Source organism: Enterobacter sp. AG326, from assembly GCF_004362415.1.
Taxonomy (GTDB): domain Bacteria; phylum Pseudomonadota; class Gammaproteobacteria; order Enterobacterales; family Enterobacteriaceae; genus Enterobacter; species Enterobacter asburiae.
The window spans coordinates 1-12,895 of the sequence record NZ_SNXG01000015.1; the positions used below are offsets into that span (position 1 = coordinate 1).

The window sequence follows — 12,895 nt, forward strand, 5'->3', positions numbered from 1 at the left end:
AGAGACTTGGTATTCATTTTTCGTCTTGCGACGTTAAGAATCCATGTCACTTTGAGTGCCCACACAGATTGTCTGATAAATTGTTAAAGAGCAGTGCAACGCGGCTTTCGCTCACCGTTGCGAGGTGGCGTATATTACGCTTTCCTCTTTCAGAGTCAACCCGTTATTTCAGGATTTTTTCTCTTCAACCGACCGGGTTGTTTGTGAAGTGATTCACATCCGCCGTGTCGATGGAGGCGCATTATAGGGATCCCATTTTTTAGCACAAGTATTTTTTAGATCTTTTTTTCCGACTGCTGATTTTCCGCGCTTTTCGCTGAAATCCCGCCCGATCTGCTTAAATATTGACGTATTTTGCCTTGCCGCGATCCATTAATATGATCAAAGTCTTCTGTATAGCGCTCATTGTTAGAGGTAGATATGCCCGCAGTATTACGTCCTTATAAAGATCTGTTCCCCCAAAAAGGCGATCGCGTGATGATCGATGCCAGCAGCGTGGTGATTGGCGATGTCCGAATGGCCGATGATGTCAGCATCTGGCCCCTCGTCGCCATCAGGGGAGATGTTAACTATGTGTCGATTGGCACCCGTACCAATATTCAGGACGGCAGCGTTCTGCATGTCACGCACAAATCCTCCTATAACCCGGACGGTAATCCCCTCATCATTGGAGAAGAGGTTACCGTCGGCCATAAAGTGATGCTTCACGGCTGCACTATCGGAAATCGCGTACTTGTTGGCATGGGGTCGATTTTGCTGGATGGCGTCATAGTAGAAGATGACGTAATGATTGGTGCCGGTAGCCTGGTACCACAGAACAAACGGCTGGAGAGTGGCTATCTCTACCTGGGAAGCCCGGTAAAACAGATCCGCCCCCTGAAGGAGGCAGAGATCGAAGGGTTAAAATACTCGGCGAACAACTACGTTAAATGGAAGAATGACTATTTGGATCAGGACAACCAAACCCAGCCCTGATCGTCTTCCTGCTGTTCGCGGATTAAATCGCTGGCTTCCTCTTCCAGATCCCAGCGATTTTCGCAAAATATCGCTATCGGGTCTGAACCGCCAAAACGACGCAACAGCGTTTCCCCATGAATGGCACAGGTAAGTTGCATACCCTGCACCAGCACCGGAAAACAGACCGCTTGTTTACTCTCATCCCAGTTTTCTCTGTCCGGGAAATGAATAGCCTGGTTCACGCCGAAAGCTCCTGCTTTAACTTTTCAATGACAGGTTCGACCGCAGGCAACACGCCATGCCAGAGCAGCACCGCATGCGCAGCCTGACCCACCAGCATTCCCAGTCCATCGGCTAACTGCTTCGCGCCGTGTTGTTCGCACCAGTTAAGGAAAGGCGTCTTCCCTTTCTGATAAAACATGTCATAGAAGTACATATGCGCGCTGACCAGAGAAGCGGGAATTGCCGGGATCTCACCATTGATGCCGCTGGACGTGGCGTTGATGACAAGATCGAACTCACGATCGGCAAGATCGTCAAGCGCTACCGCGCTCACGCTGCCGGTATGCGCAAACAACGCCGCCAGCGCTTCCGCGCGGGAAAAGGTTCTGTTGGTAATGGTCACCGCACAGTCCATTGAAAGCAGAGGCAACAGCACTCCCCGCGATGCGCCACCCGCACCAATCAGCAGGACCCGGAATCCGGGCTTAATAAACGACAGTCGTTCCAGATCGCTAAGTAAACCAATTCCGTCGGTGTTGTCACCCAAAAGGCGTCCATCCTCAAGCCGTTTTAGGGTATTGACCGCACCAGCCAGTGAAGCGCGCTCGGTCAGCTCATCCGCACGTTCGAAGGCTTCCTCTTTAAAAGGAACCGTCACATTCGCGCCTTTACCGCCCGCGGCGAAAAAAGCCTCCAGCGTTGGGATAAATGCACCCACCGGTGCCAGTACGCGACCATAGGGATGATTTATCTGCAGCTGCTTCGCAAATTGCTGATGAATCAACGGTGACTTGCTGTGTGCAATCGGATTACCAAAAACAGCATAGGTTTCCATGAGATTACCCCTGGCGAAAACGTTCGCCGGTCAAAGCGTCGCGAATTTCAGACGGATTCAGGCGCCCTCCCGTTTCACCGACCGCAACAGGGAAGTCATTCCCGAACTGCGCCAGTACTTCTTCGGTTGACCGACAAGGTGGCAATCCGGTCAGGTTGGCGCTGGTTGAGACCAGCGGTTTACCAAATGCCAGACAAAGCTCAACCACCAGCGGATGGTCAGTTACGCGAACGGCGAGGGAATCAAAGCGTCCGGTTAACCAGCGCGGCGTTGTTGGCTGCGCCGGGAAGACGAAGGTCACAGGCCCAGGCCACGCGGAGAAGATAGTCTCGCGCTGCGCCGGCGTCAGCATGGAGTCATCGATATAGGGCTTAAGCTGCTCGTAGTTCGCAGCGATCAAAATCAGCCCTTTTTCGACAGGTCTTTGTTTTAAGGCAAGCAGACGGCTCACTGCCGTCTCGCTGTCAGGATCGCAACCGACCCCAAAAACAGCTTCAGTTGGATAGGCGATGACTTCTTCATTTTTCAGTACGTCCACTGCATGCGCAATGGAGCCTGATGGCAGGTTATTATTCACTATTTTGATCCGCCGTAACCGGCTTTCCACATTGTTTACTGGCGCAGAAGCGTTTCATGCCTTGCGCGGTTTTCTTCTCTATGAGTAGCGGATAATTGCAATGAGGGCAGGTTCCCGCTACCGGTTTAAAATTGATAACGAACTGGCATTCAGGATAGCGATCGCACGAATGGAAGGTCTTACCATAACGGGAGCGGCGCTGTACCAACTGACCGCGCTGACACTGAGGGCACGCAATTGCCGTTTCATCAGGCTTATCAATTTGTTCCGTATGTTCGCATTCCGGGTAGCGGCTACATCCAATAAACATGCCGAAACGCCCCTGACGCAGGGCTAATTCACCACCGCAGACTGGACAAAACTGACCCTCCAGAATTTTAACGATATGTCCATCCGCCTGGCTTTTCAGGGGACGGACATAATCACATTCCGGATAGTGTGAACAACCGAGAAACGGGCCGTGTTTCCCGGACCGAATAACAAGTTCAGCCCCGCACTGCGGGCAGGGCTCGTTTTTATGCACCGTGAATAGTGCTGATTTGGCCATAACAACTCTTGGTGCTGCACATTGAATTAGTGCAGCATACCTTCATTCACTTCAAAGAGTAATTCTTCCATTTGCTGATAGGCGTTTTCACAGCCCGGGATATTAAACAGAACCATCAGGATCACCCACTTGAGATCTTCCAGTTCAAATTCTGCTGTATCCAGCGCCATGACGCGCTCTATAACCATTTCTCTCGTTTCGAGGTTCAGCACCTGAATCTGCTCAAGGAATAAGATGAACCCCCGGCAGCTGGCGTCCAGCCTTTCACACTCTTCCGCTGTATAAATGCGTACTGACAATGGGTCAGAAGCAAGCTGCATCGGTTCGGCGAGGCCTTCCTGATAATCAGCCAGTTTTTCCAGCCACATCAACGCATTATAGATATCTTCCCGCTCAAACCCCGCATCGGTAAGATCCTGTGTCAATTTGTCCTGATCCACTCGCATTTCTGCTTCGTTATGGATGTAAGTCTCAAACAAATACATCAGTACGTCGAACATGGCATGCCCTCCTTAATCGGACATAGCCGCCGGGTACAGCTGCGATCCACCCTGCTAACTCCAGTTCGAGTAGCTGTGCTACCGTTACTGGCACAGGTTGGCCGGCACGTTCAGCGACAACGTCAACAGGTGTTACCTCATCTCCTACGTTAGCCAGGAGCTTGGCAAATGGCAATGCCACCTTTCCCTGATCTGATGAATATTGTCGCTTTTCGGGATCTTCCTGCAGCCATTGCAACCCATATTGCAAATTTTCAAGAATATCTCCTACTTCCGTTACCGGCGTTGCCCCTTGCTTAATCAGCCAGTGGGGCCCCTCGCATCCGGGATTACCTATCGGACCAGGCAAGGCGAAGACTTCTCTCCCCTGCTCGAGCGCGCATCGCGCCGTGACCAGCGAACCGCTTCGGCGCGCCGCTTCAACCACCAGTACGCCTTTGCTAAGCCCGCTGATGATTCGATTACGACGTGGAAAGTTTGCCGGCCTGGGCTGTGCGGAAAGCGGAAACTCAGACACTATCGCGCCGTCAGATTCAATAAGCCGCATCGCCAGTGCCTGATGCCGGCGTGGATAAATGCTAAAAAGACCGTTCCCCAGCACCGCTACGCTTCGTCCCTTAACTGACAGCGCCGCGCTGTGGGCTACGCCGTCAATACCGCAGGCCAGCCCGCTGGTGATCGTGAAACCGCTTTGTGACAGTTGTTCGCACAGGATTTTCCCCCATCGCTCGCCGTACCATGACGGCGCACGACTGCCTACCACCGCCAGTTGAACCGTATTAAGCGTCTCAGGGTTACCTTTTACGAATAATGCCCCGGGATAATCAGGGATCGTGCGGAGCAAAGGGGGATAAAGGGGATGGTTGGCCGTTAATAAATGATGTCCCGGCTGCTCGAGCCACATAAGGCTACGTTCCAGCTCGCTCTCATCGAGTGCAAAGAAGCGTTCAGTCTGCTTTGCTGTCAGCCCGACGTTTCTGGCCACGGGCACGTTGAGGTGTTCCTGCTTCTGCAGTCGCGCAGCCACTTCCAGCATTACATCACCACACAGAGACCCTGTGTGTATTAGCCGTAACCATATCTCGGTAGACGTCATCCTTTCCCCTGCCATAAGCGGCCTCCGCAATCATTGCGATTGGTCACTGATGCTGTCAATCGATGGGGGATTTGTCTAGAATAGAAAGAGTATTCTTATCAACTCCTGAACACGACTCTGGAAATTTATGGCAGTTTTGCAAGTGTTACATATTCCGGACGAGCGCCTTCGCATCGTCGCTGAACCGGTCAAAGAAGTGAATGCAGAAATCCAGCGTATCGTTGATGATATGTTCGATACCATGTACGCCGAAGAAGGCATTGGCCTGGCGGCCACGCAGGTGGACATTCACAAGCGAATTATCGTGATTGATGTTTCCGAAAATCGCGATGAACGTCTGGTGCTGATCAACCCTGAGCTGCTCGAAAAGAGTGGCGAAACCGGTATTGAGGAAGGCTGTCTGTCCATTCCTGAACAGCGCGCTTTAGTACCGCGTGCCGAAAAGGTGAAAATTCGCGCGCTGGATCGCGACGGTAATCCGTTCGAACTGGAAGCAGACGACCTGCTGGCAATTTGTATTCAGCATGAGATGGACCACCTGGTCGGTAAACTGTTTATCGATTATCTCTCGCCGCTGAAGCAGCAGCGTATTCGTCAGAAAGTAGAGAAACTGGATCGTTTGCGTTCTCGCGCATAACGTCCCCCCGGATACAAGGATCATCGTGTCTAAAACACTACGTATTATCTTCGCGGGAACCCCTGATTTTGCAGCGCGTCATCTTGACGCGCTGTTATCGTCTGGTCACCAGGTTGTTGGCGTCTTTACCCAGCCGGACCGTCCTGCTGGTCGCGGCAAAAAATTGATGCCGAGCCCTGTAAAAGTGCTGGCAGAAGAGCAAGGGCTACCCGTTTTCCAGCCCGTATCGTTACGGCCACAGGAAAATCAGCAGCTGGTTGCTGACCTGAATGCCGACGTGATGGTGGTGGTGGCTTACGGTTTAATTCTGCCAAAAGCTGTGCTTGATATGCCACGCCTGGGTTGCATCAACGTGCATGGATCTTTGCTCCCGCGCTGGCGTGGTGCTGCACCTATCCAGCGCTCGCTGTGGGCAGGTGATGCCGAAACGGGCGTTACCATTATGAAGATGGACGTAGGTTTAGACACCGGCGATATGCTGTATAAACTGGCCTGCCCCATTACGTCAGACGATACCAGCGCCACGCTGTATGACAAACTGGCAGACCTCGGTCCACAAGGGCTTATCGAGACGCTCCAGCAGCTGGCTGACAACACGGCGAAACCGGAAGTTCAGGATGACGCGCTGGTGACTTATGCCGAAAAACTGAGCAAAGAAGAAGCGCGTATCGACTGGTCCCTGTCAGCCGCTCAACTTGAACGCTGCATTCGCGCTTTTAATCCGTGGCCAATGAGCTGGATGGAGATTGATGAGCAGCCGGTGAAAGTCTGGAAAGCCTCCGTCATTAGCGGTACTACCACGGCTGAACCCGGTACGATTGTTGACGCCAACAAGAACGGGATCCAGGTGGCGACTGCACAAGGGATCCTGAATCTTGAATCGCTACAACCGGCCGGCAAGAAGGCCATGAGCGCTCAGGATCTGTTAAATTCCCGTCGCGAATGGTTTATTCCGGGCAATCGTCTTGCCTGAGCAAATTTATCCTTAAGGCCCGGTGTTTCCGGGCATTTTTATTTTTACGGTTATGAAAAAACAAAATCTACGCAGTATGGCGGCTCAGGCCGTTGAGCAGGTTATCGAGCAGGGCCAGTCATTAAGTAACGTCCTGCCTCCCCTGCAACAAAAAGTCTCTGATAAAGACAAAGCCCTGCTTCAGGAGCTCTGCTTTGGCGTTCTGCGCACGCTTTCTCAGCTTGAGTGGTTGATTAACAAGCTGATGTCACGCCCAATGACAGGCAAGCAGCGCACCGTACACTATTTGATTATGGTGGGTTTTTATCAGCTTCTTCATACCCGCATCCCACCTCATGCCGCGCTGGCTGAGACGGTGGAAGGTGCCGTTGCGATTAAACGCCCTCAGCTGAAAGGGCTGATCAACGGCGTACTGCGTCAGTTCCAGAGACAGCAGGAAGAGCTTCTGGCTGAATTTGCCCAAAGCGAAGCACGTTTTCTGCATCCTGACTGGCTGTTGAAGCGCCTGAAAAAAGCTTATCCACAGCAGTGGCAGGAGATTGCCGATGCCAACAACCAGCGGCCGCCAATGTGGTTACGCGTGAATCGAAATCACCACACCCGTGACGCATGGCTGGCATTGCTTGAAGAAGCTGGAATGAGTGGATTCCCGCATGACGCCTATCCGGATGCTGTACGCCTGGCCTCACCGGCACCGGTGCATGCATTACCCGGTTTTGATGAAGGCTGGGTAACCGTACAGGATGCCTCGGCTCAGGGTTGCATCACCTGGCTTGAACCCAAAAATGGTGAGCAGATCCTTGATCTGTGCGCCGCGCCTGGGGGCAAAACGACGCATATTCTTGAAGTGGCTCCGCAGGCCAGCGTGCTGGCAGTGGATGTCGATGAACAGCGTCTCTCACGCGTCTACGACAACCTCAAGCGTCTGGGCATGAAGGCTCAGGTTAAGCAGGGCGATGGACGCAAACCCGCAGAATGGTGTGGTGAAACACAATTCGATCGCATTTTGCTGGACGCCCCTTGCTCTGCAACCGGTGTTATTCGTCGTCATCCGGACATCAAGTGGCTACGCCGCGATCGTGATATTCAGGAACTTGCCCAACTGCAATCCGACATTCTCGACGCCATTTGGCCGCATCTTAAATCTGGCGGAACGCTGGTCTATGCGACCTGCTCCGTACTGCCGGAAGAAAACAGCCAGCAAATCGCGGCCTTCCTTAAACGTACGCCGGACGCCGCGCTGCGCGATACGGGAACGCCTGAATCCCCGGGTCTGCAGAACCTGCCGGGTGCTGAAGAGGGCGATGGCTTCTTTTACGCTAAGCTAATCAAAGAGTGATGTTGAGAACAGGTCACGAGATATGAAGATTATCATTCTGGGTGCAGGACAGGTGGGCGGAACGCTGGCGGAAAACCTGGTTGGCGAAAACAACGACATCACAATTGTTGATACCAACGGCGATCGTCTGCGTGTATTACAGGACAAGTTTGACCTGCGCGTGGTGCAGGGTCATGGTTCGCACCCACGTGTTCTTCGTGAGGCGGGCGCCGACGATGCCGACATGCTGGTTGCGGTAACAAGTTCTGACGAAACCAATATGGTGGCCTGTCAGGTGGCCTACTCGCTTTTCAACACGCCAAACCGAATTGCACGTATTCGCTCTCCGGACTATGTCCGCGATGCTGAAAAACTGTTTAATTCCGAAGCGGTCCCCATTGACCACCTCATCGCGCCAGAACAGCTGGTTATCGACAATATCTATCGCCTGATCGAATATCCGGGCGCCCTGCAGGTGGTGAACTTTGCCGAGGGCAAAGTGAGCCTGGCAGTGGTTAAGGCCTATTATGGCGGACCATTGATCGGCAACGCGCTTTCCACCATGCGCGAGCACATGCCGCATATCGATACGCGCGTTGCAGCGATTTTCCGTCACGACAGGCCAATTCGCCCGCAAGGCTCCACGATTGTCGAAGCCGGTGATGAGGTCTTCTTTATTGCGGCCTCACAGCATATTCGTGCGGTGATGAGTGAACTTCAGCGCCTCGAAAAACCCTATAAACGCATTATGCTGGTCGGCGGCGGCAATATCGGTGCCGGTCTGGCACATCGTCTGGAAAAAGATTACAGCGTGAAGTTGATCGAGCGCGATCAACAGCGTGCTGCTGAACTGGCGGAAAAACTGCAAAATACGATTGTATTTTATGGTGATGCGTCTGATCAGGAGCTACTGGCTGAAGAGCATATTGATCAAGTTGATCTCTTTATTGCCGTCACCAACGACGACGAGGCGAATATAATGTCCGCCATGCTCGCAAAGCGCATGGGGGCTAAAAAAGTCATGGTGCTTATCCAGCGTAAGGCGTATGTCGATCTGGTTCAGGGCAGCGTTATTGATATTGCCATTTCCCCTCAGCAGGCGACAATTTCCGCGCTCCTGAGCCATGTTCGTAAAGCGGATATTGTCGGCGTGTCATCGCTGCGCCGTGGCGTAGCGGAGGCCATTGAAGCCGTTGCTCATGGAGATGAAACGACGTCACGAGTCGTCGGCCGTTCGATCGACGAAATTAAACTGCCGCCAGGCACGATTATCGGCGCCGTTGTGCGCGGGAATGACGTCATGATTGCCAATGATAATTTACGAATTGAGCAAGGCGATCACGTAATTATGTTCCTTACCGATAAAAAATTTATTACCGACGTCGAACGTTTATTCCAGCCAAGTCCATTCTTCCTTTAAAGAATTGGGTGCTCGAGTAAGAGCACCCTTACTTTATCCGTTTAATTTCTGTGCCTTTTATTTTTCATAATGTTTAATTATCCCGAATGGCAATTGGCTAATGATTTGTTAAACTTAAACTCGTCAGCTGGCACAAGGAGAGAACAATGAGTTTTATTAAAGAATTTCGCGAATTTGCGATGCGCGGGAACGTGGTGGATTTGGCAGTGGGTGTCATTATTGGTGCGGCATTCGGCAAGATTGTTTCATCATTAGTGGCCGACATTATCATGCCACCTTTAGGGTTGTTAATCGGCGGCATTGATTTCAAACAGTTCGCTTTCACGCTGCGTGAAGCGCAGGGTGATGTTCCGGCAGTAGTAATGCACTACGGCGTATTTATTCAGAACGTATTTGATTTTGTGATTGTCGCGTTTGCCATATTTATGGCTATCAAGCTGATCAACAGGCTCAACCGTAAAAAAGAAGAGCCGGCTGCAGCACCTGCGCCAACGAAAGAAGAAGTGCTGTTAAGTGAGATCCGCGATCTGTTAAAAGAGCAGAATAACCGCGTCTAATCAATAGATAAAAGCAGGAAGGCCAGTGGTAAATAAGCGATTCGCTTGCTTGCCACTGGCCTCCCAGTTACCCCGTTTTTCATGTTTGTCTTTACGCAGATAACTTCCTTTCCCTTTTTTATTCTTCTCAACGCGCTGCCTGAATAACGGGTCGTGAAGTAACGCCTCAATGGCATTGTCCTTAATTTGTCCTTTCGTGTGCTGATAGCGGCTCATAATGTCTCCAGAGCAAGGTTTATGACGACGGGAGTCTAGACCCGGTTGAACTAAAAATCAACAGCCCTGCGTTTCTCCACTCGCTCCCTGTTCAAGGGCTTCGAGGATTGAACAATAAAGGCTGCTGTGTGCCGTACCGCAGCAGGCATCATTCAGCCTTTGCAGAGAGCGCTGCATGGTTTGCAGTTCCTGTATACGCGCTTCAACTTCATCCAGCCGGGCCTGCACGATGCTTTTAGATTCCTGGCAGGTGTGATGTTCCGGATCGATGCGGATCGATAATAACTCGCGGATCGAATCCAGTGTGAAACCGAGCTGACGCGCATAACGAATAAACCGCAGGCGCTGCAGATCGTTATCGGTATAAAGGCGAAAGCCTCCTTCAGTACGTACTTCATGATCGATCATCTGCTGCTTTTCGTAATATCGGATGGTATCCGGCGTAACGTTCGCAAGCTTCGCAAGTTCACCGATGCGGTACATAACTACTCCTCGCTTATTTTCTGCATTAATCTTTCACCGTATTCACCGTATTCACCGTGCAGAAACTCAGTGTTCATCCCAGACTGGCGTAGCTTGAGTTCAAGCAGGGCGAGACGGCGGCTAAGTTCAGAATGTCGTGGATCGTCATGGCGGATCCCTTTGAGAAGATCGGCCAGTTCAACAGCCTCTCTGCGCTGTTCGAGTTCCGGGGGGAGACAACCCGCATTTTTCAGCAAACGGTATCCAGCCCGTAATTCTGGTGCGATGTGTGAATCATCGTCAAGCACAAGGGGTTCGCCGCTTCCCGGAAGAGCGTCGAATTCGCCTTTTTTTTGGGCATCGCGAATATGGCGTTCTGCCCACTGGTCGAGCAACCACATTACCGGCTCCTGGGGATGAACAGAATTAATACAGACATTGTAGAGAAGTGGGGATATCGCGGATATAAAAAAACCCGCCGGAGCGGGTTTTTTTACGTTACTGCAGATTACTCTGCAGCAGCTTCTGCTTTCTCTGAACGATCAACCAGCTCGATGTAAGCCATCGGCGCGTTGTCGCCTGCACGGAAACCACACTTCAGAATGCGAGTGTAACCACCGGCACGGCTCGCGAAACGCGGGCCCAGTTCGTTAAACAGTTTTGCCACGATCTCGTTATCACGAGTACGGGCGAATGCCAGACGACGATTAGCAACGCTGTCAGTCTTGGCAAGAGTAATCAGCGGCTCAACTACGCGACGCAGCTCTTTCGCTTTAGGCAGGGTCGTCTTGATGATCTCATGACGAACCAGTGAACCTGCCATGTTGCGGAACATAGCCTGGCGATGGCTGCTGTTGCGGTTCAGTTGACGACCACTCTTACGATGGCGCATGACCTTATCCTTCTCAGTAAAACCTTAACCTGTGATCCGGTTACTCGTCAGCAATGCTTGCCGGTGGCCAGTTTTCCAGGCGCATGCCTAGAGACAGACCACGTGAAGCCAGCACGTCTTTAATCTCAGTAAGAGATTTTTTACCCAGGTTCGGCGTTTTCAGCAACTCAACCTCGGTACGCTGTACCAGATCACCGATATAGTGGATAGCTTCTGCCTTGAGGCAGTTAGCAGAGCGGACAGTCAATTCGAGATCGTCAACAGGGCGCAGCAGGATCGGATCGAATTCTGGTTTCTCTTCTTTCACTTCCGGCTGACGTACATCACGTAAGTCAACGAAAGCTTCCAGTTGTTCTGCCAGGATGGTCGCCGCACGACGAATCGCCTCTTCAGGATCGATTGTGCCATTGGTTTCCATTTCGATGACCAGCTTGTCCAGGTCGGTACGCTGTTCTACACGCGCTGCTTCAACATTGTAGGCAATACGCTCTACAGGGCTGTAGCATGCGTCGACCAGCAGACGGCCGATTGGGCGCTCATCTTCTTCCGAATGAATTCGGGCAGAAGCCGGCACATAACCACGACCGCGCTGAACTTTGATACGCATGCTAATAGCTGCGTTCTCATCGGTCAGGTGGCAGATCACGTGCTGCGGCTTGACGATTTCAACATCACCGTCGTGGGTGATGTCGGCTGCAGTCACAGGGCCAATGCCAGATTTATTCAGAGTAAGAATAACTTCATCTTTACCCTGAACTCTCACCGCCAGCCCTTTCAGGTTGAGCAGGATTTCAAGGATATCTTCCTGAACGCCTTCTTTGGTGCTGTACTCATGAAGTACACCATCAATCTCAACCTCGGTCACCGCGCAACCCGGCATCGATGAGAGCAGAATACGGCGCAGTGCGTTACCCAGAGTATGGCCAAAGCCACGCTCTAAAGGCTCAAGGGTCACCTTGGCGTGCGTCGAACTCACTTGCTCGATATCTACCAGGCGCGGTTTTAGAAACTCTGTCACAGAACCCTGCATTGTGTCCTCTCTTTGGTACTAAGCTTTACTTGGAGTAAAGCTCGACGATCAGGTGTTCGTTAATGTCCGCAGACAGATCAGAACGTTCTGGCTGACGCTTGAACGTACCTTCCATCTTGCCAGCATCAACTTCCAGCCAGGTTGGCTTTTCACGCTGCTCAGCCAGCTCCAGAGCGGCCTTCACGCGAGATTGCTTTTTCGCTTTCTCACGAATGCTAACAACGTCATTCGCTTTAACCTGATAAGAAGCGATGTTAACAACACGACCGTTTACCATGATTGCTTTGTGGCTAACCAGCTGACGTGATTCAGCACGAGTAGCGCCGAAGCCCATACGGTATACAACGTTGTCCAGACGACCTTCCAGCAGAGCCAGCAGGTTTTCACCTGTGTTGCCTTTCAGACGTGCTGCTTCTTTATAGTAGTTACGGAACTGACGCTCCAGCACACCGTACATACGGCGAACTTTTTGCTTTTCACGCAACTGCACACCATAGTCAGACAGACGCGGTTTACGCGCACCGTGCTGGCCAGGAGCTTGTTCAATTTTACACTTGGTATCGATCGCGCGAACGCCAGACTTAAGGAATAAGTCGGTGCCCTCACGACGGCTCAGCTTGAGCTTAGGACCCAAATATCTTGCCATTTTCTATCTC

18 protein-coding genes are annotated in these 12,895 nt (G+C 51.9%); 6 read left to right on the plus strand and 12 right to left on the minus strand.

Annotated elements, in window-relative coordinates; genetic code table 11:
- The first annotated feature begins 420 nt into the window (after positions 1-420).
- Positions 421-975: a gamma carbonic anhydrase family protein gene (locus DFO52_RS22410; RefSeq protein ID WP_133551227.1), complete on the plus strand. Its 555-nt coding sequence runs from the start codon at positions 421-423 to the stop codon at positions 973-975.
- Here DFO52_RS22410 and DFO52_RS22415 read toward each other — a convergent pair.
- Genes DFO52_RS22415 through dprA form a run of 6 tightly spaced genes read right to left on the minus strand, consistent with a single transcriptional unit; the run spans position 951 to position 4,734 of the window.
- Positions 951-1,199: a DUF1488 domain-containing protein gene (locus tag DFO52_RS22415; RefSeq protein WP_045405320.1), complete on the minus strand. Its 249-nt coding sequence runs from the start codon at positions 1,197-1,199 to the stop codon at positions 951-953. The two genes, DFO52_RS22410 and DFO52_RS22415, sit on opposite strands and share 25 nt — an antisense overlap.
- Positions 1,196-2,014, minus strand: coding sequence for a shikimate dehydrogenase (aroE, locus tag DFO52_RS22420; RefSeq protein ID WP_133551228.1), 819 nt, complete (start codon positions 2,012-2,014; stop codon positions 1,196-1,198). Before aroE ends, DFO52_RS22415 begins: the two co-directional genes overlap by 4 nt.
- 4 nt (positions 2,015-2,018) lie before the next feature.
- On the minus strand, positions 2,019-2,591 hold the full coding sequence (tsaC, locus tag DFO52_RS22425) for an L-threonylcarbamoyladenylate synthase type 1 TsaC (protein ID WP_029740644.1): 573 nt from the start codon (positions 2,589-2,591) through the stop codon (positions 2,019-2,021).
- Positions 2,584-3,138 (minus strand): topoisomerase DNA-binding C4 zinc finger domain-containing protein, encoded by a 555-nt coding sequence (locus DFO52_RS22430; protein ID WP_032662341.1) that lies wholly within the window; start codon positions 3,136-3,138, stop codon positions 2,584-2,586. The genes tsaC and DFO52_RS22430 overlap by 8 nt, the downstream gene beginning before the upstream one ends.
- Positions 3,139-3,164: 26 nt before the next feature.
- Complete coding sequence (gene smg / locus DFO52_RS22435; protein ID WP_008503477.1) at positions 3,165-3,638, minus strand: DUF494 family protein Smg; 474 nt, start codon at positions 3,636-3,638, stop codon at positions 3,165-3,167.
- Positions 3,610-4,734 (minus strand): DNA-protecting protein DprA, encoded by a 1,125-nt coding sequence (dprA, locus tag DFO52_RS22440; RefSeq protein WP_133551229.1) that lies wholly within the window; start codon positions 4,732-4,734, stop codon positions 3,610-3,612. Before dprA ends, smg begins: the two co-directional genes overlap by 29 nt.
- A gap of 127 nt (positions 4,735-4,861) precedes the next feature.
- Here dprA and def point away from each other — a divergent pair, with 127 nt between their 5' ends.
- From def to mscL, 5 genes are all read left to right on the plus strand, one after another.
- Positions 4,862-5,371 (plus strand): peptide deformylase, encoded by a 510-nt coding sequence (gene def / locus DFO52_RS22445; RefSeq protein WP_006812188.1) that lies wholly within the window; start codon positions 4,862-4,864, stop codon positions 5,369-5,371.
- 25 nt (positions 5,372-5,396) lie between these two features.
- The gene (gene fmt / locus DFO52_RS22450) at positions 5,397-6,344 is read left to right on the plus strand and encodes a methionyl-tRNA formyltransferase (protein WP_133551230.1); all 948 of its coding nucleotides are present in this window, start codon (positions 5,397-5,399) and stop codon (positions 6,342-6,344) included.
- A 52-nt stretch (positions 6,345-6,396) separates the two neighbouring features.
- The gene (gene rsmB, locus DFO52_RS22455; RefSeq protein ID WP_133551231.1) at positions 6,397-7,683 is read left to right on the plus strand and encodes a 16S rRNA (cytosine(967)-C(5))-methyltransferase RsmB; all 1,287 of its coding nucleotides are present in this window, start codon (positions 6,397-6,399) and stop codon (positions 7,681-7,683) included.
- Positions 7,684-7,705: 22 nt separating this feature from the next.
- Complete coding sequence (gene trkA / locus DFO52_RS22460) at positions 7,706-9,082, plus strand: Trk system potassium transporter TrkA (protein WP_008503482.1); 1,377 nt, start codon at positions 7,706-7,708, stop codon at positions 9,080-9,082.
- Positions 9,083-9,228: 146 nt separating this feature from the next.
- Positions 9,229-9,639: a large-conductance mechanosensitive channel protein MscL gene (mscL, locus tag DFO52_RS22465; protein ID WP_023309449.1), complete on the plus strand. Its 411-nt coding sequence runs from the start codon at positions 9,229-9,231 to the stop codon at positions 9,637-9,639.
- On the opposite strand, the gene DFO52_RS22470 is transcribed toward mscL, so the two are convergent.
- The 6 genes from DFO52_RS22470 to rpsD form a co-directional block, all read right to left on the minus strand.
- Positions 9,640-9,855: an alternative ribosome-rescue factor A gene (locus DFO52_RS22470; protein ID WP_023309450.1), complete on the minus strand. Its 216-nt coding sequence runs from the start codon at positions 9,853-9,855 to the stop codon at positions 9,640-9,642.
- A 57-nt stretch (positions 9,856-9,912) separates the two neighbouring features.
- Positions 9,913-10,338, minus strand: coding sequence for a Zn(2+)-responsive transcriptional regulator (gene zntR / locus DFO52_RS22475; RefSeq protein ID WP_047646176.1), 426 nt, complete (start codon positions 10,336-10,338; stop codon positions 9,913-9,915).
- Positions 10,339-10,340: 2 nt separating this feature from the next.
- Entirely contained in the window at positions 10,341-10,718 is a 378-nt protein-coding gene (locus DFO52_RS22480; RefSeq protein WP_133551232.1) for a DUF1992 domain-containing protein, read from the minus strand.
- A gap of 107 nt (positions 10,719-10,825) precedes the next feature.
- Positions 10,826-11,209: a 50S ribosomal protein L17 gene (gene rplQ, locus DFO52_RS22485; RefSeq protein WP_001216368.1), complete on the minus strand. Its 384-nt coding sequence runs from the start codon at positions 11,207-11,209 to the stop codon at positions 10,826-10,828.
- A 40-nt stretch (positions 11,210-11,249) separates the two neighbouring features.
- On the minus strand, positions 11,250-12,239 hold the full coding sequence (gene rpoA, locus DFO52_RS22490; protein ID WP_002919219.1) for a DNA-directed RNA polymerase subunit alpha: 990 nt from the start codon (positions 12,237-12,239) through the stop codon (positions 11,250-11,252).
- Positions 12,240-12,264: 25 nt separating this feature from the next.
- A complete protein-coding gene (gene rpsD / locus DFO52_RS22495) occupies positions 12,265-12,885 on the minus strand; it encodes a 30S ribosomal protein S4 (protein ID WP_004868345.1) in 621 nt (206 codons plus the stop codon).
- Between the last annotated feature and the right edge of the window lie 10 nt (positions 12,886-12,895).

What these genes read in the sequence shown, in the direction of transcription:
- DFO52_RS22410 (WP_133551227.1), top strand. Translation starts at nt 421, where the DNA reads ATGCCCGCAGTATTACGTCCTTATAAAGATCTGTTCCCCCAAAAAGGC.
- aroE (WP_133551228.1), bottom strand. Translation starts at nt 2,014, where the DNA reads ATGGAAACCTATGCTGTTTTTGGTAATCCGATTGCACACAGCAAGTCA.
- DFO52_RS22430 (WP_032662341.1), bottom strand. Translation starts at nt 3,138, where the DNA reads ATGGCCAAATCAGCACTATTCACGGTGCATAAAAACGAGCCCTGCCCG.
- smg (WP_008503477.1), bottom strand. Translation starts at nt 3,638, where the DNA reads ATGTTCGACGTACTGATGTATTTGTTTGAGACTTACATCCATAACGAA.
- dprA (WP_133551229.1), bottom strand. Translation starts at nt 4,734, where the DNA reads ATGACGTCTACCGAGATATGGTTACGGCTAATACACACAGGGTCTCTG.
- def (WP_006812188.1), top strand. Translation starts at nt 4,862, where the DNA reads ATGGCAGTTTTGCAAGTGTTACATATTCCGGACGAGCGCCTTCGCATC.
- rsmB (WP_133551231.1), top strand. Translation starts at nt 6,397, where the DNA reads ATGAAAAAACAAAATCTACGCAGTATGGCGGCTCAGGCCGTTGAGCAG.
- trkA (WP_008503482.1), top strand. Translation starts at nt 7,706, where the DNA reads ATGAAGATTATCATTCTGGGTGCAGGACAGGTGGGCGGAACGCTGGCG.
- mscL (WP_023309449.1), top strand. Translation starts at nt 9,229, where the DNA reads ATGAGTTTTATTAAAGAATTTCGCGAATTTGCGATGCGCGGGAACGTG.
- DFO52_RS22470 (WP_023309450.1), bottom strand. Translation starts at nt 9,855, where the DNA reads ATGAGCCGCTATCAGCACACGAAAGGACAAATTAAGGACAATGCCATT.
- zntR (WP_047646176.1), bottom strand. Translation starts at nt 10,338, where the DNA reads ATGTACCGCATCGGTGAACTTGCGAAGCTTGCGAACGTTACGCCGGAT.
- DFO52_RS22480 (WP_133551232.1), bottom strand. Translation starts at nt 10,718, where the DNA reads ATGTGGTTGCTCGACCAGTGGGCAGAACGCCATATTCGCGATGCCCAA.
- rplQ (WP_001216368.1), bottom strand. Translation starts at nt 11,209, where the DNA reads ATGCGCCATCGTAAGAGTGGTCGTCAACTGAACCGCAACAGCAGCCAT.
- rpoA (WP_002919219.1), bottom strand. Translation starts at nt 12,239, where the DNA reads ATGCAGGGTTCTGTGACAGAGTTTCTAAAACCGCGCCTGGTAGATATC.
- rpsD (WP_004868345.1), bottom strand. Translation starts at nt 12,885, where the DNA reads ATGGCAAGATATTTGGGTCCTAAGCTCAAGCTGAGCCGTCGTGAGGGC.